This is a genomic window from Ruegeria sp. (genome assembly GCF_040830605.1).
GTDB lineage: Bacteria > Pseudomonadota > Alphaproteobacteria > Rhodobacterales > Rhodobacteraceae > Ruegeria.
Map to the genome: position 1 here is coordinate 621,286 of NZ_JBFOMD010000004.1, position 16,331 is coordinate 637,616.

Sequence of the window (16,331 nt, forward strand, 5' to 3'; positions counted from 1 at the left end):
GATGAATTTTCAGATACACACGGACCATTCCAAATGCGGCGACTGCCCGATCCGGCACCGTGCCGTGTGCGCGCATTGCGATCAGGACGAGCTCGAGGCGCTGGAGGAAATTAAGTATTACCGCAGCTTCGAGGCGGGGCAGACGATCATCTGGTCGGGCGATCAGATGAGCTTTGTCGGCTCGATGGTCTCCGGTATCGCCAGCCTAACTCAGACGATGGAGGACGGGCGCACGCAGATGGTGGGCCTGCTGTTGCCCAGCGATTTCGTGGGTCGTCCCGGCCGTGACTTTGCACCGTATGACGTTGTTGCCACTACGGATATCGTCATGTGCTGTTTCCGCAAGAAGCCGTTCGAAGAGCTGATGGCGCACACTCCGCACATCGCGCAGCGCCTGTTGCAGATGACGCTCGATGAACTGGACGCGGCGCGCGAATGGATGCTGGTTCTGGGTCGCAAGACGGCGCGGGAAAAGATCGCGAGCCTGTTGTCGATCATCGCCCGCCGCGACGCCTCGCTGACCAAGGGCGGTATGTCCGGGCCGATGGTCTTCGACCTGCCGCTGACGCGCGAGGCGATGGCGGACTACTTGGGCCTGACGCTGGAAACGGTCAGCCGCCAGATGTCGGCGCTCAAGCGGGACGGGGTGATTCTGCTGGAAGGCAAGCGCCACGTGACCATCCCAGATATGGGCCGTCTGATGGAAGAGGCGGGCGACGACACCGATGGCGGGTTTCTGGTCTAGGCCATTTCGCGCAGCCAGTTCGCCACCTTCCCGACCGGAGAATTCGACCGGAGCGGTTTGGGGCTCCAGAGCTTTAGCTTGCTGTTTAGCTGAACCCGGATGTCGAACGGTGCGGTCAATTCGCCCCGGCGCAGGTAAGGTGCGATCAGGGCCTCATGCCCCATCAGGACACCCGCGCCGTTCACCGCTTCCTGCACAGCCAGTGAGTAAAGCGAGAATGCAGGCCCGCGTGGTGCAAACTCAGTGCCCTTGAACGCAGCCTCTGCCCAAAGGCGCCAGTCATCCGCCCATGTGGTATCGGAAATGCAGGGCACTTTGCGCAGGTCCTCCGGCGTGTTCAGACGCTCGGCCAATGCCGGAGCGCACACCGGATAGATCGTGTCATCCGCCACGATCTCGCCCGGCATGTCCCCGTAGAACAGGTAAAGATCGTAAGGCGCACGTTTGTGATTTGGCGGCGTTTCCATTGCGGTCAGAGAGATTTCGGTATCCGGCGCGGCAGCCCGCAGTTCCGGCAGGCGCGGAGATAGCCAAAGCTGAGCCACGGACGGCAGCGCCACTACGTGAACGACATGTGGCATCGCCTCGTCACGCAGCGTCTGGGTTGCATGTCCAAGCGCGTCAAAGGCCTGCGTCAACTCCGGCAACACCCGGCGCGCGACCGCAGTCAGGATCACGCCCCGTGCGGCGCGATCGAACAGCGGCGCCCCCAACTCCTCCTCCAGCGATTTGACATGGGCCGAAATCGCGCCGGGGCTGACGCCCAATTCTTCGGCTGCTGCTGCAAACCCTTTCAGCCGCGCGGCTGCTTCGAATGCACGCAGCGCGTTAAGCGGAAAGGATTTCGGGCGTGGAGGGGCAATGGGCATCGAATAAGATTCAGTTTTTCTAACCCTAATTTTTCGGAAAACTGGTTTGTGCGCAAGTGGCACGTCACGCATTCTGCCGCTAAATCATGGAGGATCGAATGCCACAGCTTGCCCACCGCCCCTGGGTGCCCGCCCATTGCGAAACTCGGGTGCAGGAGATTGCCACCCACACCGCAGGCGCCGACAGTGCCGCGACTGCTAGCCGGATCGATGCCCTGATTGCGCGCAACCGCGAGATCCACGATGCCGAGTGCTTCAACCTCAACCCGGCGACCAATGTGATGAACCCCCGCGCCGAGGCGGTGCTGGCCGAAGGGTTGGGCAGCCGTCCGTCGCTGGGCTATCCGGGCGACAAATACGAGATGGGGCTTGAGGCGATCGAAGAGATCGAGGTGATCGCGGCGGAACTCGCGGCCCGCGTCTTTGGCGCGCGCTATGCCGAGATCCGGGTGGGCTCGGGCGCGCTGGCCAATCTCTACGGTTTTATGGCTCTGACCCGGCCCGGGGACACGATCATCGCACCGCCTGCCAGCATCGGGGGCCACGTGACCCACCACTCCGATGGCTGTGCGGGGCTCTATGGGCTGAAAACCGTCAATGCGCCGGTTGATGTAGATGGATACAGCCTCGATCTGAAGGGGCTGCGGGCGCTGGTGCAGGCGGAGCAGCCTCGCCTGATCACCGTGGGTGGCTCGCTGAACCTGTTTCCGCACCCGGTGGCCAAGGTGCGCGAGATTGCCGACGAGGTCGGCGCCAAGGTCCTGTTCGATGCGGCGCATCAATGCGGCATCATCGCTGGTCGTGTCTGGGCCAATCCGCTGGACGAGGGCGCGCATATGATGACGATGAGCACTTACAAGAGCCTCGGCGGGCCCGCAGGCGGACTGATCGTGACCAATGATGCCGACATTGCCGAGCGTCTGGACGCCATCGCCTTTCCCGGCATGACCGCCAATTTCGACGCAGCGAAATCGGCGGCATTGGCCTTGTCGCTGCTGGATTGGGTCGACTATGGCCCGGCCTATGGCACTGCCATGGTCGATCTGGCGCAGGCTCTGGCCGCCGAGATGCAGGCGCTGGGCGTGCCGGTATTCAAAGGCGAGGGCGGGGCCACGGCCTCGCACCAGTTCGCGATTGAGGCGGCCGCATTCGATGGCGGTCAGGCGGCATCCAAAACCCTGCGCCGGGCCGGGTTCCTGGCCTGCGGCATCGGGTTGCCGATTGCTCCGGTTGACGGAGACATGAACGGGCTGCGCATCGGCACCCCGGAACTGGTGCGGCGCGGGGTGACGCCTGATCATGCGGCGGAACTGGCGGCACTGGTGGCGCAGGGGCTGACCGGCAACGACCCCGAACAAGTCGCCGCGCGAACCCGCGAAATGCGCGGACAGTTTCAGGACATGCATTACGTGCGGACGTGACCTCCGCGCCGCTGCGTGTTCTAGTGGTGCGGAAGCGAGAGAAATACGGAGGCGGTGATGCAGTTCGGAAGCCTGTTGGGAATGCTGATCGTGGGCGCGGTGGCCGGTTGGCTGTCGGGCAAGATCATGGAGGGGCGCGGCTTTGGCGTCCTCGGCAATATCGTCGTTGGCGTCGTCGGCGCCTTTCTGGCCGGCACGATCTTTCCGGCGCTGGGGTTCTCGGTCGGGGGAGGGCTGTTCGCCTCCATCCTGCATGCGACCATCGGGGCGGTGATCCTGCTGTTCCTGATCGGACTGATCCGCAAGGCCAAATGAGAAAACCGCCCCCTCGGGGCGGCTTTTCCATTTGGGCGCAAGGCGTTTGCAAACGCCTTGAAGCAAGCGGTTTCAAAACCGCTTAAGCCGCGTGCAAGCGGCTTTCACCGCTTCTTCGCCTAGTGCGCCATGAACACCGGCACGGTCGCCTGTTCCAGCATGTTGCGGGTGGCGCCGCCCAGAATCGCCTCGCGGAAGCGGGAGTGACCATATGCGCCCATCACGATCATGTCGGCATCGGTGTCGGCGGCGTGGCGGTTCAGGATGTCCGACACCCGGGTCATCGTCTTGCTCAGCACGTCGATTTCACACCTCACGCCATGGCGCGACAGCATCTGTGACAGCATTCCGCCGGGATCGGACCGGTCCGGCCCGTGCTGCGGCGGGTCGATCACCACGATGCGCACCGTTTCGGCGGCCTGCAGGAAGGGCAGGGCGCGGCGGATTGCGCGCATCGCCTCGACGCCTTCGTTCCAGCCGATCAGGATGGTGCCGGGTTTGGAGAACGCCTGCGCCTCATCTGGAACCACCAGCACCGGCGCGTGGCCATCGAACATTGCCGCCTCGACAATCGGTTCGGCCTCGGCGCCGCGATCTTCGCCATAAGGACGCGGCAGTACCACAAGATCCGAGAATCGCGCCCGATGCGCCACATGCCGGCCCAGATCGGCGATCTGCGCCACGCCGTTTTCGGCAGACCAGCGGACGCCGGATTTGCCCAGATAATCCTTGGCGAACCCCAGAATCTCCTCGGCCTCGGCATTGGCCCGGCTCAGTGTCTCCTGCAGGATCAGCGCATTGGCCCCGGCGTAGTAATAGCCGGTCTGGCTGCGGTCTACGCCCAGGCACAGCGCTTCGGCATGGCCGTCCTGCGCCTGCGCCAACGCCACCATCTGAGCCAGCGCGGATTCGGCCAGTTTGGTCTCTGTCATTACGGTCAGCAGGGATTTGTATGCCATCTCAACCTCTCGGTTCCGGTGCGCCAAAATGCGCGCCGTTTTTCCCATCATTGGGTTATGCCTGTCATAGAAATCGGGGTACTGTCTTGACACAGATCAAAGCAACCTTGGCTGCCGTTCTCCAATACAGCAGCCAGTCTAAAGAGTCCTGCGCGCCGCAAGAATCGCACGGGACATGGCAAAGGGACGCAATATGTCGAATTATATCAAGCTGATCGCGCTTGGTCTGGTCGTGGTATTTGCCGCGATCGGGACCAACTATGCGCGCGATATAGCCTATCAGGTGCATGCCGTGCTGGTGATGCTGATCGCGGGCGGACTGTTTATCTGGACTCTGCGCAACACCGACGAACCTGACATCCTGACCGATCGCTCAGGCGAATACATGGATGACGTGGTGCGCTACGGTGTGATCGCGACCGCCTTTTGGGGTGTGGTCGGATTTCTGGCAGGCACATTCATCGCATTCCAACTGGCCTTTCCGGTGCTGAATTTCGAATGGGCGCAAGGATATGCCAATTTCGGCCGGCTGCGCCCGCTGCATACCTCGGCGGTGATCTTTGCCTTTGGCGGTAACGCGCTGATCGCAACCTCGTTTTATGTGGTGCAGCGCACCAGCGCCGCGCGTCTTTGGGGCGGCAATCTGGCCTGGTTCGTGTTCTGGGGCTATCAGCTGTTCATCGTGCTGGCGGCAACCGGCTATCTGCTGGGTGGCACCCAGTCCAAGGAATATGCCGAGCCGGAATGGTATGTGGACCTGTGGCTGACCATTGTCTGGGTCGCCTATCTGGCGGTATTCCTGGGCACCATCATCAAGCGGAAAGAGCCGCATATCTACGTGGCCAACTGGTTCTACCTGTCCTTCATCGTGACGGTTGCCATGCTGCACCTGGTCAACAACATGACCATCCCGGTCAGCATCTGGGGTTCGAAATCGGTCATCGTCTGGGCCGGTGTGCAGGACGCCATGATCCAATGGTGGTACGGCCACAACGCCGTGGGCTTCTTCCTGACCGCAGGCTTCCTGGGCATGATGTACTATTTCATCCCGAAACAGGCCGAGCGTCCGGTGTTCTCGTACAAGCTGTCGATCATCCACTTCTGGGCGCTGATCTTCCTGTATATCTGGGCCGGTCCGCACCACCTGCACTATACCGCGCTGCCTGACTGGGCCTCGACGCTGGGCATGGTGTTCTCGGTGGTGCTGTGGATGCCGTCCTGGGGTGGCATGATCAACGGTCTGATGACCCTGAGCGGCGCCTGGGACAAGCTGCGCACCGACCCGATCATCCGCATGATGGTGATCTCGGTCGGCTTCTACGGCATGTCCACCTTCGAAGGCCCGATGATGTCGATCCGTGCGGTCAACAGCCTCAGCCACTACACCGACTGGACCATTGGTCACGTGCACTCCGGCGCGCTGGGCTGGAACGGCATGATCACCTTTGGTGCGCTGTACTTCCTGGTGCCTGTCCTGTGGAAGCGTGAGCGTCTGTATTCGCTGCAGATGGTCAGCTGGCACTTCTGGCTCGCCACCATCGGCATCGTGCTCTACGCCGCGTCGATGTGGGTCACCGGTATCATGGAAGGCCTGATGTGGCGCGAAGTGGATGCCAACGGCTTCCTGGTGAACTCGTTCGCCGACACCGTTGCTGCCAAGTTCCCGATGTATGTGGTGCGTGGTCTGGGTGGGGTTCTGTTCCTCGCTGGCTCACTGATCATGTGCTACAACCTGTGGATGACTGTGCGGAAAGCGCCGGCCAAAGAGGCCAGCCTGACCGTCGCGGTCCCGGCTGAATAAGGAGGGCCGGAGCAATGGCAATTCTCGACAAACACAAGATCCTCGAGACCAACGCGACCCTCCTGCTGATCTTCAGCTTTCTGGTCGTGACCATCGGCGGCATCGTGCAGATCGCACCGCTGTTCTGGCTGGAAAACACCATCGAGAAGGTGGAGGGGATGCGCCCCTACACCCCTCTCGAAATGGCGGGGCGCGAGATCTACATCCGCGAAGGCTGCTATGTGTGTCACAGCCAGATGATCCGCCCGATGCGGGACGAGGTCGAACGCTATGGCCACTATTCGCTGGCGGCCGAGTCGATGTATGACCATCCGTTCCAGTGGGGATCCAAGCGGACCGGGCCCGATCTAGCCCGTGTCGGCGGCCGCTACTCGGACGAGTGGCATGTGGATCACCTGCGCGACCCGCAGGCGGTGGTGCCGGAATCGGTGATGCCGAAATATGGCTTCCTCGAAGACAGGAAGATCGACGGCAGGTACATTGGCGACATCATGGCAGCGAATGCGCTGGTCGGTACGCCATATACCGAAGAGATGGTCGACAACGCCGTCGCCGATTTCAGGGCACAGGCCGATCCGGACAGCGACTATGACGGCCTGCTCGAGCGCTACGGCGACAAGGTCAATGTGCGCAACTTCGACGGTCAGCCGGGCGTTTCCGAGGCCGATGCGATGATCGCCTATCTGCAGATGCTGGGCACGCTGGTCGATTTCTCGACCTTCACCCCGGATGAAAGCCGCTAAGGGGGGTCGTGATGGAAGAATACACAATCCTTAGGCAATTCGCGGATAGCTGGATGTTGTTGCTGCTCTTTGCCTTCTTCGTTGGCATCGTCATCTGGGTTTTCCGCCCCGGTGCCAGCAAAGGATACAAGGACACCGCCAACATCCCGTTCCGGCATCAAGACAAACCCGCCACATCCGAGGAGGCGCGGCAATGAGCAAGACACCTGAAAAGCAACCGGGTGATCCCAAGACAACCGGCCATGTCTGGGACGGTATCCAGGAATTCGACAACCCAATGCCGCGCTGGTGGCTGTGGACCTTCTACGCCACCATCATCTGGGGTGTGATCTACACCATTGCCTATCCGGCCTGGCCGCTGGTCAACTCGGCCACCGCCGGGGTGCTGGGCTGGTCCACCCGCGCCGACGTGGCTACCGAGATCGCAGCGGTCGAAGAGGCCAACGCACCGATCAACGACCGTCTGGCCTCGGTCGAGTTGACCGCGATCGCAGCCGATGCCGAGCTGAACAGCTACGCGGTGTCGTCAGGCAGCGCTGTGTTCAAGACCTGGTGCGCCCAGTGCCACGGCTCGGGCGCGGCGGGCGCCAAGGGCTATCCAAACCTGCTGGATGACAGCTGGCTGTGGGGCGGCGACATGGAGGCGATCCACTTCACCATCACCCACGGTATCCGCAACGAGGACAGCGACGAAGCGCACTATTCCGAGATGCCCGCCTTTGGCCGTGACGAACTGCTGAGCAGTGAAGAGATCGACCAGGTGGTGAACTATGTCATGTCGCTGTCAGGTGATCCGCAGGATGCGGGCGCAGTCGAGGCTGGCTCGGTGGTCTATGCCGACAACTGTGCCGCATGCCACGCCGAAGACGGCACCGGCGACCGGGAGCAGGGCGCACCGAACCTGGCCGATGCCCTGTGGCTCTACGGCGGTGACTACGACACGCTGGTCGACACCGTGAGCAACAGCCGCTTTGGTGTCATGCCCGCGTGGAACACGCGCCTGACCGAGGCGCAGATTCGCGCCGTGTCGGCCTATGTCCACCAGTTGGGCGGTGGTGAGTAATAGCTAAGAGATACCTTCAGGCAGCGGGGCTGCCTGAAGGGTGAGGTGCCGGCTGTTCAATCTGTTCGCGCGTTTCCTGGACAGCCGGCGCCAATTTTTCCAGACTATAGACAGAACCCCCACCCGGTCCAGATGCCAGACGGGGTGTTTTTCCGTTTGGACCGATCACAGGTTGTTCAGGTTCACATCACCCGCCCAGCGCGGCCACCAGCGCTGTTTCCGCACCCCCCGGCGCGGATTCGCATCACCCGGTTTGGGTGCGTCGCTGATCCGCGTGGCGTCCTGCCGGGTGGCGGTCATGAAAGCTCTTGCATAGATCGAAAGCATCCCGCTTCTCCGTGTCTGCTGTCTTCTCCTGCAATCCATATTGATTGTGTGGGCCGGAAATGCGACTTAATTGGCGCTCCTATATGTAAGATGAAGTTACAGATGGATTGGTTAAAGCTACCTCCCCTGGCGGCCCTTCGAGCCTTTTCCGCCTTTACCGAGACCGGGAATGTAGTGCGGGCCGGGCGCGCACTGAATGTCAGTCACGCTGCCATAAGCCAGCAATTGCGCGCGCTGGAGCGGCATCTTGGCGTGGCCCTGCTGGACCGGTCCGGCAGGAACCTAACGCTGACCAACGAAGGGCGGCATCTGGCCCGCGCGCTGGAACTGGGGTTCGGGGCCATTGGTGCCGCCGTCGGAGATCTCGCGCAGGGCGGTGACGCGCGCCCAGTGCATGTTTCGCTGACGTCATCTTTTGCAGCTTCATGGCTGATGCCGCGCCTTCCCGGGTTCCGCGAGGCGCATCCGGGCATCGATCTTGTTCTGGACCCCACGCCTGAGTTGGTTGAGTTCCGCCCGGGAGGTATCGACCTCGCGCTCAGATACGGCGCAGGCGGCTGGCCCGGGGTGCAGTCCGAGATGTTCATCGAAACGCCGATGGTGGTCGTTGCCGCTCCGTCGCTGCTTGGCGACAAAACCGCGCTTACGCCCGCCGAACTTGCAGAACTTCCCTGGCTTGAAGAGCTTGGAACGACCGAGGCCTCAGCCTGGCTGGCATCGCGAGGTGTCGAGCGGTTGGGCAACGCCGGTCGGATTGCCTTGCCCGGAAACCTGCTGCTGGACGGGCTCAGGGCCGGGCAGGGGGTGACCGTCACGGTGCGGCATTTCGTCGAACGTGAGATCGAAACCGGGCAACTGACCGAGCTCTATCGTGAGCCGGGCCAAAGCGGATATCACCTCGTAACCGGCCTATCTCCATTGCGTCCGCACGTGAAGACCTTTGTCACCTGGCTCAGGCGGCAGGCGCGGGCCGGGCAATAAAGATGCGTACCCGATGCGCGTTTTGACCCATGTCAAAGTTGGACCATGTATGATCTGTGAGAAGACGCTTTCATAAGCCCCCAGATCTGGAGCACATCCGTGAGCGATTCCAATCCAGCCCCAAGCCTCTACGCCGCCAGGGAGCCGATCTTTCCGCGCCGCGTCTCGGGCACGTTCCGCAATCTGAAATGGATCATCATGGCGGTGACCCTGGGGATCTACTACCTGACCCCGTGGATTCGCTGGGACCGTGGCCCCAGCCTGCCGGATCAGGCAGTGCTGCTGGATATGGCCAACCGGCGCTTCTACTTCTTCTGGATCGAGATCTGGCCGCACGAGTTCTACTTCGTGGCAGGGCTTCTGATCATGGCCGGGCTGGGCCTGTTCCTGTTCACCTCGGCGCTGGGCCGGGTCTGGTGCGGCTATGCCTGCCCGCAGACAGTGTGGACCGACCTCTTCATTCTGGTCGAGCGCTGGATCGAGGGCGACCGCAACGCCCGCCTGCGCCTGCACCGTCAGAAAAAGCTCGACCTTCGCAAGGTACGGCTGCGATTGACCAAATGGATCGCCTGGTTGCTGATCGGCCTCGCCACCGGCGGGGCCTGGGTGTTCTATTTTGCCGACGCGCCGACGCTGGCGCGCGATCTGGTGACCGGCAACGCGCATCCCATCGCTTATACGACCATGCTGATCCTGACCGGCACCACCTTCTTTTTCGGAGGGATCGCCCGCGAACAAATCTGCATCTATGCCTGCCCGTGGCCGCGCATTCAGGCCGCGATGATGGACGAGGACACGCTGGTTGTCGGATACCGCGAATGGCGCGGTGAACCGCGCGGCAAGGGCAAGCGCACGGCGGATTCGGAACTGGGCGACTGCATCGACTGCATGGCCTGCGTCAATGTCTGCCCGGTGGGCATCGACATCCGCGACGGTCAGCAACTCGAATGTATCACCTGCGCCCTGTGCATCGACGCCTGCGACGACATGATGGCCAAGATCGGCAAGCCGCGGGGCCTGATCGACTATATGGCGCTCAGCGATGAGGCCAACGAGCGGGCCGGGAAACCGCCCAAGGACGTGTGGAAGCACATCCTGCGCCCACGCACGATCATGTATACCGGCATGTGGGCGGCGGTGGGCTTTGCCCTGCTCTTTGCGCTGTTCATCCGTTCGGATATCGACCTGACCGTGGCCCCGGTGCGCAACCCGACTTTCGTGACGCTCTCTGACGGCGCGATCCGCAACACCTATGACGTCCGGCTGCGCAACAAGCATGGCGAGGGCCGGGTCTTCAAGCTGTCGGCATCTGGCGATCCGTCCATGCGGCTGCAGATCGAGGGCACGCTCTATGACGTCGTCAATGTTCCGGCTGACACGGCGCAGCTGACTCGTGTATATATCGTGGCCTCCAAGGATGCCGCGCCGTCGAACACGGCCAATACGCCGGTGCGCATCTGGGTAGAGGATCTGACCAGCGGCGAACGCGCCTACAAGGACACCACGTTCAATGGACGAGGGAACTGACCATGGCTGAACGTCAATTCACCGGCAAGCACGCGCTGGCCCTATTCGTGGCGGCCTTCGGTGTGATCATCGCGGTCAATCTGGTGCTGGCCTACAGCGCCGTCAAAACCTTCCCGGGGCTCGAGGTCAAGAACTCCTACGTCGCCAGTCAGGAGTTCAACGAGCGTCGCGATGCGCAGGAGGCCTTGGGCTGGTCCGTCCGGGCCGATGCAGCGGGCGGGCTGGTGTTCATCGCCATCACAGACGATGCCGAGCAACCGGTCGAGGTGGCCGAGCTGAAAGCGACCATCGGGCGCGCGACCCATGTGCAGCAGGACATCACGCCCGAGTTCCGCTTCGACGGCACCGCCTATGTCGCCAAGGCCGAACTGGCGCCTGGCAACTGGAACATCCGCATGGTGGCCAAGGATGCGCAAGGCACCGAGTTCAGCCAGCGCGTCGTGCTGCATGTGAAGGGCTGAACGAATGACCGCGCAGATACGTCCCGGCACGGCCGCCTGTCCCGGCTGCATCGCCACTCCGGGCGAACCGGCGCGGCCCATCCCCGAGGACGTGCAGATCGCGCTGTCGCTGCCGGGCATCCACTGCTCGGCCTGTATCGCCACCGTCGAGCGTGAGCTGAACGCCTTTCCCGGCGTGGACAGCGCCCGGGTCAACCTGACGCTCAAACGGGCGATGGTACAGGCCGAGCCAGAGGTGCGCGCCGCCGATCTGATCCCGGTACTGGAACGCGCGGGCTATGAGGCGCATGAGCTTGATCCCGGCGCCCTGTCGGCGACGCAGGCGGACAAGGCCGGGCGCGACCTGCTGATGCGGCTGGCGGTGGCCGGGTTCGCCTCGATGAATGTGATGCTCTTGTCGGTGTCGGTCTGGTCCGGCGCCTCGGACGCCACGCGGGACATGTTCCACTGGATCTCGGCGGCGATTGCCTTGCCCGCGATTGCCTTTTCCGCGCAGCCCTTCTTTGTCAACGCCTGGAGCGCCCTGCGCGTCCGGCGGCTGAACATGGATGTACCCATCGTGCTGGCGATCCTGCTGGCGCTGGTGACCTCGCTTTGGGAAACCGCGCTGAGCGGCGAGCATGCCTATTTCGATGCCGCCCTGGCCCTGACCTTCTTTCTGCTGGCCGGGCGTTACCTGGATTACCGCACCCGCGCCGTGGCCCGCTCGGCGGCCGAGGAACTGGCCGCGCTGGAGGTGCCCCGCGCCATCCGTCTGGTGAACGGGGCCGAGGAAGAGGTGGCCGTTTCCACATTGCAACTCGGCGATCTGGTTCTCGTGCGTCCCGGCGGGCGAATGCCGGTGGATGGCGAGATTGTCGAGGGGCAGTCCGAACTCGACCGCTCGCTGCTGACGGGCGAGACGCTGCCGGTCTTCGCCGAACCCGGTCTCACCGTCAGCGCGGGAGAGGTCAACCTGACTGGCCCGCTGACCATCCGCGCCACCGCTGTCGGGCAGGACACCTCGCTGCACCGGATGACCGATCTGGTGGCCATCGCCGAATCCGGGCGGTCACGCTACACCTCGCTGGCCGACAGCGCCGCCAAGCTCTACGCGCCGGGGGTGCATATCCTGTCGGCGCTCAGCTTCGTGGGCTGGTACATCTATTCCGGCGACGTCCGCACGGCGCTGAACATCGCTGCGGCGGTGCTGATCATCACCTGCCCCTGTGCGCTGGGTCTCGCCGTTCCTGCCGTGACCACGGCGGCCTCGGGGCGGCTGTTCCGCAAGGGGATGCTGATCAAACACGCCACCGCGCTGGAGCGGCTGGCCGAGGTAGACACGGTTGTATTCGACAAAACCGGCACCCTGACCGCAGGCACGCCGGAACTGACCAATCTGGGCGATCACGCCCGCACTGATCTTGAGATCGCGCTGGCACTAGCCGAAGCCTCCGCGCATCCGCTTTCGGTATCGCTGGCCCGGGCGGCGCGCGACGCCGGGATCAAGCCCGCAAATGTGACCGAAGTGACTGAGGTCCCGGGATACGGCACCGAGGGCCAGTTCCGCGGTCAGCGGGTCCGGCTGGGCCGCGCGGGTTGGACCGGAGCCGAACAGGGCACCCAGACCGCAGCCTGGCTGGCCGTGGGCGACCGCACGCCGATGGGGTTCTACTTCACCGACGCCCTGCGCCCTGGCGCCGCCGAGGCGGTCTCAGCCCTGCGGCAGGCAGGCAAACAAGTTCTGCTGATCTCGGGCGACACCTCCGCCGCGGTTGAGGCACTGGCCGGACGGCTGGGCATCACCGACTGGCTGGCCGAGGCGCTGCCGCAGGACAAGGCCGCCCGGGTGCAGGCGCTGGCCGAACAGGGGCGCCGGGTGCTGATGGTGGGCGATGGCCTAAACGACACGGCTGCGCTGGCAGCAGCACACGTGTCGGTCTCGCCCGCCTCGGCGCTGGATGCGGCGCGGGTGGCCTCGGACATCGTGCTGCTGGGGCAGGATCTGTCGCCCATCGCTGACGCCTGCGACACCGCTGTCCGGGCCACGAAACGGATTCGCGAGAACTTCCGCATCGCCACGGTCTACAACGTGATCGCCGTGCCCTTGGCGGTGGTTGGCCTAGCGACGCCGCTGATTGCCGCATTGGCGATGTCGACCTCGTCGATTACGGTATCTCTTAACGCGCTGCGGCTGAGGTGATGTCATGGAAGTGTTGGCCTATCTGATCCCGATCTCGCTGTTTCTGGGCGGCGTCGGACTGGTGGCGTTCATCTACACCGTGCGCAGCAACCAATATGACGATCCCGAAGGCGACGCGCGGCGCATTCTGAATAAGGAATGGGACGACCGCCCCAAGCCGTGACCGGCGCGGGCCTGCAGGGAGGACACGCCATGGAGATATACCCGGCAGGCAGCCGACCCACCCGCAGGGCAAACGCGGACTGGTTCACCGGCACCGTCTGGCAGGACCCGGTGATCGAAGCGTCTGAGCCCGCCCGGGTGCGGGCACTGCGGGTCGCGTTCGAGCCCGGCGCACGCACCGCATGGCATACGCATCCGCTGGGCCAGACGCTGCATGTGCTGTCGGGCTGCGGGCTGGTCGGTTTGCGCGATGAGGCGCCGCGCGTGATCCGGCCCGGCGACACGGTGTGGATCCCGCCGAGGGAAGAGCACTGGCACGGCGCGGGTCCCGAGACGGCGATGGAACATCTGGCCATTCAGGAGGCACTGGACGGGCGGGTGGCCGACTGGCTTGAGAAAGTCTTGGACGCGGACTATCTCAGGACGTAAGGGGTGCAACAGCTGCACCCGGTGTTCACAATCCGGTCCGGGCCGCAGGGCGCTCTTGAATTTGCCGCAATGCCCGGCTATGTCCCGGCCAATCGCTATTAGAGAGACTCAAGCCACATGGCCACCACCAATCCGATCCAGTTCATCCAGCAGGTCCGCGCCGAGGTATCCAAGGTCGTCTGGCCGACCCGCCGCGAGGTGCTGCTGACCACGGTGATGGTGTTCATCATGGCCGCTCTGACCGCTGTGTTCTTTGCGCTGGTCGATCTGGCCATCCGCGGCGGCCTGCAATTGGTTCTGGGCGCTTTCAACTAGGCATTTCGCCCGCCAAAACTCAGGCGCCCTCTTGCACCGCGCGCGATGTCGGAGTAGGTGACGCGATACCTTTCGGGATGGGCGTGCGGCGATTCGGGCTGCGCGCCGCTTTTTATTCCGGAAACCGCGGCGGCGCCGCGAACAGATTCAGTAACGGGCACGTTCGACAGAGGAACGGGCCAAAGGCAAAGCAAGGACGGCAGGTTCATGGCGAAACGGTGGTATTCGGTCAGCGTTCTTTCGAATTTCGAAAAGAAGATCGCAGAACAGATCCGCACTTCCGTGGCCGAACAGGGCCTTGAGGATGACATCGACGAGGTTCTGGTGCCCACCGAAGAGGTGATCGAAGTGCGCCGGGGCAAGAAGGTCACGACCGAACGCCGCTTCATGCCCGGCTATGTGCTGGTGCATATGGAAATGTCCGATCAGGGCTATCACCTGGTCAACTCGATCAACCGGGTCACCGGTTTCCTGGGTCCGCAGGGCCGCCCGATGCCAATGCGCGATGCCGAGGTGAACCAGATCCTCAACCGCGTTCAGGAAGGTGAAGAAGCGCCCAAGCTGATGATCACCTTCGAGGTGGGCGAAAAGGTCAAGGTCAACGACGGCCCGTTCGAGGATTTCGACGGCATGGTCGAAGGCGTCGACGACGAGAACCAGAAGCTCAAAGTGACCGTCTCGATCTTTGGCCGGGAAACCCCGGTCGAGTTGGACTTCACGCAGGTTACCAAGCAGAACTGAAGAAGTTTTCGGCGAATGTTGCAGAGCCGCGGTGCCACGGGCAGCGCGGCTTTTTTGTGATCTGCTGACATAGTGGATTTTGAGCGTCAGTCAGTTCGGAGCTCGGTCCTTACGAAATTTTGAATTTCAGCTCCCTCCGCTTCAAGCTTGTTTCTGCATATTTCCTCGCTGGCGCCTGCGCAAACATAGGGCCAAATTGCAAAAAGCTCATCAGTCACCAAGATCGCTGCGTAACAACCCCTTTTACCGTCAGCGCAAGCCGCTTTTCCCACCTTTTGAACAGGGCGTACCTCATCTATCAAGGCAGCCACTGATGTATTTGGATAACTCTCGAAATGGTGATTTGCGAAAACTTCCAAACCCGTTTCAGTCGACAAGTGAAACTCGGTAGGGAGGTTTTTTAGCTCCGTTCGAAGTTGGTTGTGGCACGCTTTTTGGCTCCATTCACTCGACAACTTCGGGCATATTCCCCTTGAAACGGAGTGTTCTCCGTAGGTTCCGTAAGGCCCAAAGTTCAGCCAAATTGTGGACACTTCTGCAGGCTGCGTTCGTTCAGATGCGAGCTTACGCATCGCCGCTTTGTACTCTTGCGTTGCGAACCATCGAGGTTCCCCGAATGGACCGCTTCTTCTGAATTTAGGAAGTGGCTCCGAGTTGATCGGTGGTTCGGTTAGTCGTTGGACCGATACAACCGGCACCGAAATTACGACGTCCCCTAGCCGGAAAAACACGTCCGTTGCAAGAAAGCCTGGATCTGGACGGTCCTCGTCCACCTTGTCTGGGTAGATCGTCCAAGCCAGAATGGCCAAAACAAGGGCGATGAGCAGAGCCGCAATCTGTTTCATTGCTGTTGTGACTTCCAATACCTCAACCATAGATACCTGTAAGGCAAAGGGGTGCAATTTTTCCTTAGAAGTTTTGCACAGAATTGGTAGCCAAAGCGGTCGCTTCAGATCGGGGAGGACCCCCTTGCCAACCCCTCCATTCCCCTATAAATGCCGCCTCTATCGTCTTCGGGCGAGATTCTCTCGTGGGAGATTCCGGGATCGCGATCTTGGGTCGGACCACGCAACATAATCTGGTCGGGGCGCGCCCCAACCGAGTTGAAAGGAAAACCAAATGGCCAAGAAGCTTGCTGGTACAATGAAGCTGCAGGTTCCTGCAGGTCAGGCGAACCCGTCGCCGCCAGTTGGTCCGGCGCTGGGTCAGCGCGGCATCAACATCATGGAATTCTGCAAGGCGTTCAACGCCAAGACCGCAGACATGGAGCCCGGCGCTCCGTGCCCGACC

General features: G+C 62.4%; 20 protein-coding genes and 1 pseudogene. 16 read left to right on the forward strand and 5 right to left on the reverse strand.

Annotation, left to right across the window (positions count from 1 at the left end; all coding sequences use genetic code 11):
• Position 1 precedes the first annotated feature (1 nt).
• The gene (fnrL, locus tag AB3N21_RS09770; protein WP_367935049.1) at positions 2-745 is read left to right on the forward strand and encodes a transcriptional regulator FnrL; all 744 of its coding nucleotides are present in this window, start codon (positions 2-4) and stop codon (positions 743-745) included.
• Here the strand turns inward: fnrL and AB3N21_RS09775 are convergent.
• Positions 742-1,614, reverse strand: a complete 873-nt coding sequence (locus AB3N21_RS09775) for a LysR family transcriptional regulator (RefSeq protein WP_367935050.1) — start codon at positions 1,612-1,614, stop codon at positions 742-744. The genes fnrL and AB3N21_RS09775 overlap by 4 nt on opposite strands.
• A 98-nt stretch (positions 1,615-1,712) precedes the next feature.
• Here AB3N21_RS09775 and glyA point away from each other — a divergent pair, with 98 nt between their 5' ends.
• Both glyA and AB3N21_RS09785 read left to right on the forward strand, forming a co-directional pair.
• Positions 1,713-3,035 carry a serine hydroxymethyltransferase gene (gene glyA / locus AB3N21_RS09780; RefSeq protein ID WP_367935051.1) on the forward strand — a complete coding sequence of 441 codons (1,323 nt, stop codon included), beginning with the start codon at positions 1,713-1,715 and terminating at the stop codon, positions 3,033-3,035.
• Between the two features lie 57 nt (positions 3,036-3,092).
• Positions 3,093-3,350 (forward strand): GlsB/YeaQ/YmgE family stress response membrane protein, encoded by a 258-nt coding sequence (locus AB3N21_RS09785; protein ID WP_171177564.1) that lies wholly within the window; start codon positions 3,093-3,095, stop codon positions 3,348-3,350.
• Between the two features lie 119 nt (positions 3,351-3,469).
• Here the strand turns inward: AB3N21_RS09785 and AB3N21_RS09790 are convergent, their stop codons facing one another.
• Positions 3,470-4,309 carry a universal stress protein gene (locus AB3N21_RS09790; RefSeq protein WP_367935052.1) on the reverse strand — a complete coding sequence of 280 codons (840 nt, stop codon included), beginning with the start codon at positions 4,307-4,309 and terminating at the stop codon, positions 3,470-3,472.
• Between the two features lie 193 nt (positions 4,310-4,502).
• On the opposite strand from AB3N21_RS09790, the gene ccoN reads away from it, so the two are divergent.
• Genes ccoN through ccoP form a run of 4 tightly spaced genes read left to right on the forward strand, consistent with a single transcriptional unit; the run spans position 4,503 to position 7,916 of the window.
• The gene (ccoN, locus tag AB3N21_RS09795) at positions 4,503-6,110 is read left to right on the forward strand and encodes a cytochrome-c oxidase, cbb3-type subunit I (protein ID WP_171177568.1); all 1,608 of its coding nucleotides are present in this window, start codon (positions 4,503-4,505) and stop codon (positions 6,108-6,110) included.
• A 14-nt stretch (positions 6,111-6,124) separates the two neighbouring features.
• On the forward strand, positions 6,125-6,853 hold the full coding sequence (ccoO, locus tag AB3N21_RS09800; protein ID WP_171177570.1) for a cytochrome-c oxidase, cbb3-type subunit II: 729 nt from the start codon (positions 6,125-6,127) through the stop codon (positions 6,851-6,853).
• Positions 6,854-6,864: 11 nt separating this feature from the next.
• A complete protein-coding gene (locus AB3N21_RS09805; RefSeq protein ID WP_171177572.1) occupies positions 6,865-7,050 on the forward strand; it encodes a cbb3-type cytochrome c oxidase subunit 3 in 186 nt (61 codons plus the stop codon).
• Positions 7,047-7,916, forward strand: coding sequence for a cytochrome-c oxidase, cbb3-type subunit III (gene ccoP / locus AB3N21_RS09810; protein WP_367935053.1), 870 nt, complete (start codon positions 7,047-7,049; stop codon positions 7,914-7,916). The genes AB3N21_RS09805 and ccoP overlap by 4 nt, the downstream gene beginning before the upstream one ends.
• Before the next feature lie 165 nt (positions 7,917-8,081).
• Here the strand turns inward: ccoP and AB3N21_RS09815 are convergent, their stop codons facing one another.
• Positions 8,082-8,243, reverse strand: a complete 162-nt coding sequence (locus tag AB3N21_RS09815) for a hypothetical protein (RefSeq protein ID WP_171177576.1) — start codon at positions 8,241-8,243, stop codon at positions 8,082-8,084.
• 102 nt (positions 8,244-8,345) lie between these two features.
• Between AB3N21_RS09815 and AB3N21_RS09820 the strand changes: the two genes are divergently transcribed.
• From AB3N21_RS09820 to secE, 7 genes are all read left to right on the forward strand, one after another.
• A complete protein-coding gene (locus AB3N21_RS09820; protein ID WP_367935054.1) occupies positions 8,346-9,224 on the forward strand; it encodes a LysR family transcriptional regulator in 879 nt (292 codons plus the stop codon).
• Between the two features lie 99 nt (positions 9,225-9,323).
• Positions 9,324-10,751: a cytochrome c oxidase accessory protein CcoG gene (gene ccoG, locus AB3N21_RS09825; protein WP_367935055.1), complete on the forward strand. Its 1,428-nt coding sequence runs from the start codon at positions 9,324-9,326 to the stop codon at positions 10,749-10,751.
• Positions 10,752-10,753: 2 nt separating this feature from the next.
• Positions 10,754-11,212, forward strand: a complete 459-nt coding sequence (locus AB3N21_RS09830) for a FixH family protein (protein WP_171177582.1) — start codon at positions 10,754-10,756, stop codon at positions 11,210-11,212.
• A 4-nt stretch (positions 11,213-11,216) separates the two neighbouring features.
• Positions 11,217-13,394, forward strand: a complete 2,178-nt coding sequence (locus AB3N21_RS09835) for a heavy metal translocating P-type ATPase (RefSeq protein ID WP_367935056.1) — start codon at positions 11,217-11,219, stop codon at positions 13,392-13,394.
• 4 nt (positions 13,395-13,398) lie between these two features.
• Positions 13,399-13,557: a cbb3-type cytochrome oxidase assembly protein CcoS gene (ccoS, locus tag AB3N21_RS09840; protein WP_171177586.1), complete on the forward strand. Its 159-nt coding sequence runs from the start codon at positions 13,399-13,401 to the stop codon at positions 13,555-13,557.
• Between the two features lie 29 nt (positions 13,558-13,586).
• The gene (locus AB3N21_RS09845) at positions 13,587-13,985 is read left to right on the forward strand and encodes a cupin domain-containing protein (protein WP_367935057.1); all 399 of its coding nucleotides are present in this window, start codon (positions 13,587-13,589) and stop codon (positions 13,983-13,985) included.
• Between the two features lie 117 nt (positions 13,986-14,102).
• Complete coding sequence (secE, locus tag AB3N21_RS09850; RefSeq protein ID WP_171177589.1) at positions 14,103-14,300, forward strand: preprotein translocase subunit SecE; 198 nt, start codon at positions 14,103-14,105, stop codon at positions 14,298-14,300.
• Here the strand turns inward: secE and AB3N21_RS09855 are convergent.
• Positions 14,297-14,509 carry a hypothetical protein gene (locus tag AB3N21_RS09855; RefSeq protein WP_367935058.1) on the reverse strand — a complete coding sequence of 71 codons (213 nt, stop codon included), beginning with the start codon at positions 14,507-14,509 and terminating at the stop codon, positions 14,297-14,299. The genes secE and AB3N21_RS09855 overlap by 4 nt on opposite strands.
• Here AB3N21_RS09855 and nusG point away from each other — a divergent pair.
• Complete coding sequence (gene nusG / locus AB3N21_RS09860) at positions 14,508-15,041, forward strand: transcription termination/antitermination protein NusG (RefSeq protein WP_367935059.1); 534 nt, start codon at positions 14,508-14,510, stop codon at positions 15,039-15,041. The genes AB3N21_RS09855 and nusG overlap by 2 nt on opposite strands.
• Positions 15,042-15,127: 86 nt before the next feature.
• Here nusG and AB3N21_RS09865 read toward each other — a convergent pair whose 3' ends face one another.
• Positions 15,128-15,916: a hypothetical protein gene (locus AB3N21_RS09865; protein WP_367935060.1), complete on the reverse strand. Its 789-nt coding sequence runs from the start codon at positions 15,914-15,916 to the stop codon at positions 15,128-15,130.
• Between the two features lie 244 nt (positions 15,917-16,160).
• On the opposite strand from AB3N21_RS09865, the pseudogene AB3N21_RS09870 reads away from it, so the two are divergent.
• A pseudogene (locus tag AB3N21_RS09870) lies at positions 16,161-16,331 on the forward strand (50S ribosomal protein L11); the annotation flags it as partial.

Excerpts from the sequence above, each read along its gene's own strand:
- fnrL (WP_367935049.1), top strand. The coding sequence starts at position 2 with ATGAATTTTCAGATACACACGGACCATTCCAAATGCGGCGACTGCCCG.
- AB3N21_RS09775 (WP_367935050.1), bottom strand. The coding sequence starts at position 1,614 with ATGCCCATTGCCCCTCCACGCCCGAAATCCTTTCCGCTTAACGCGCTG.
- glyA (WP_367935051.1), top strand. The coding sequence starts at position 1,713 with ATGCCACAGCTTGCCCACCGCCCCTGGGTGCCCGCCCATTGCGAAACT.
- AB3N21_RS09785 (WP_171177564.1), top strand. The coding sequence starts at position 3,093 with ATGCAGTTCGGAAGCCTGTTGGGAATGCTGATCGTGGGCGCGGTGGCC.
- AB3N21_RS09790 (WP_367935052.1), bottom strand. The coding sequence starts at position 4,309 with ATGGCATACAAATCCCTGCTGACCGTAATGACAGAGACCAAACTGGCC.
- ccoN (WP_171177568.1), top strand. The coding sequence starts at position 4,503 with ATGTCGAATTATATCAAGCTGATCGCGCTTGGTCTGGTCGTGGTATTT.
- ccoO (WP_171177570.1), top strand. The coding sequence starts at position 6,125 with ATGGCAATTCTCGACAAACACAAGATCCTCGAGACCAACGCGACCCTC.
- AB3N21_RS09805 (WP_171177572.1), top strand. The coding sequence starts at position 6,865 with ATGGAAGAATACACAATCCTTAGGCAATTCGCGGATAGCTGGATGTTG.
- ccoP (WP_367935053.1), top strand. The coding sequence starts at position 7,047 with ATGAGCAAGACACCTGAAAAGCAACCGGGTGATCCCAAGACAACCGGC.
- AB3N21_RS09815 (WP_171177576.1), bottom strand. The coding sequence starts at position 8,243 with ATGCTTTCGATCTATGCAAGAGCTTTCATGACCGCCACCCGGCAGGAC.
- AB3N21_RS09820 (WP_367935054.1), top strand. The coding sequence starts at position 8,346 with ATGGATTGGTTAAAGCTACCTCCCCTGGCGGCCCTTCGAGCCTTTTCC.
- AB3N21_RS09830 (WP_171177582.1), top strand. The coding sequence starts at position 10,754 with ATGGCTGAACGTCAATTCACCGGCAAGCACGCGCTGGCCCTATTCGTG.
- AB3N21_RS09835 (WP_367935056.1), top strand. The coding sequence starts at position 11,217 with ATGACCGCGCAGATACGTCCCGGCACGGCCGCCTGTCCCGGCTGCATC.
- ccoS (WP_171177586.1), top strand. The coding sequence starts at position 13,399 with ATGGAAGTGTTGGCCTATCTGATCCCGATCTCGCTGTTTCTGGGCGGC.
- AB3N21_RS09845 (WP_367935057.1), top strand. The coding sequence starts at position 13,587 with ATGGAGATATACCCGGCAGGCAGCCGACCCACCCGCAGGGCAAACGCG.
- secE (WP_171177589.1), top strand. The coding sequence starts at position 14,103 with ATGGCCACCACCAATCCGATCCAGTTCATCCAGCAGGTCCGCGCCGAG.
- nusG (WP_367935059.1), top strand. The coding sequence starts at position 14,508 with ATGGCGAAACGGTGGTATTCGGTCAGCGTTCTTTCGAATTTCGAAAAG.
- AB3N21_RS09855 (WP_367935058.1), bottom strand. The coding sequence starts at position 14,509 with ATGAACCTGCCGTCCTTGCTTTGCCTTTGGCCCGTTCCTCTGTCGAAC.
- AB3N21_RS09865 (WP_367935060.1), bottom strand. The coding sequence starts at position 15,916 with ATGGTTGAGGTATTGGAAGTCACAACAGCAATGAAACAGATTGCGGCT.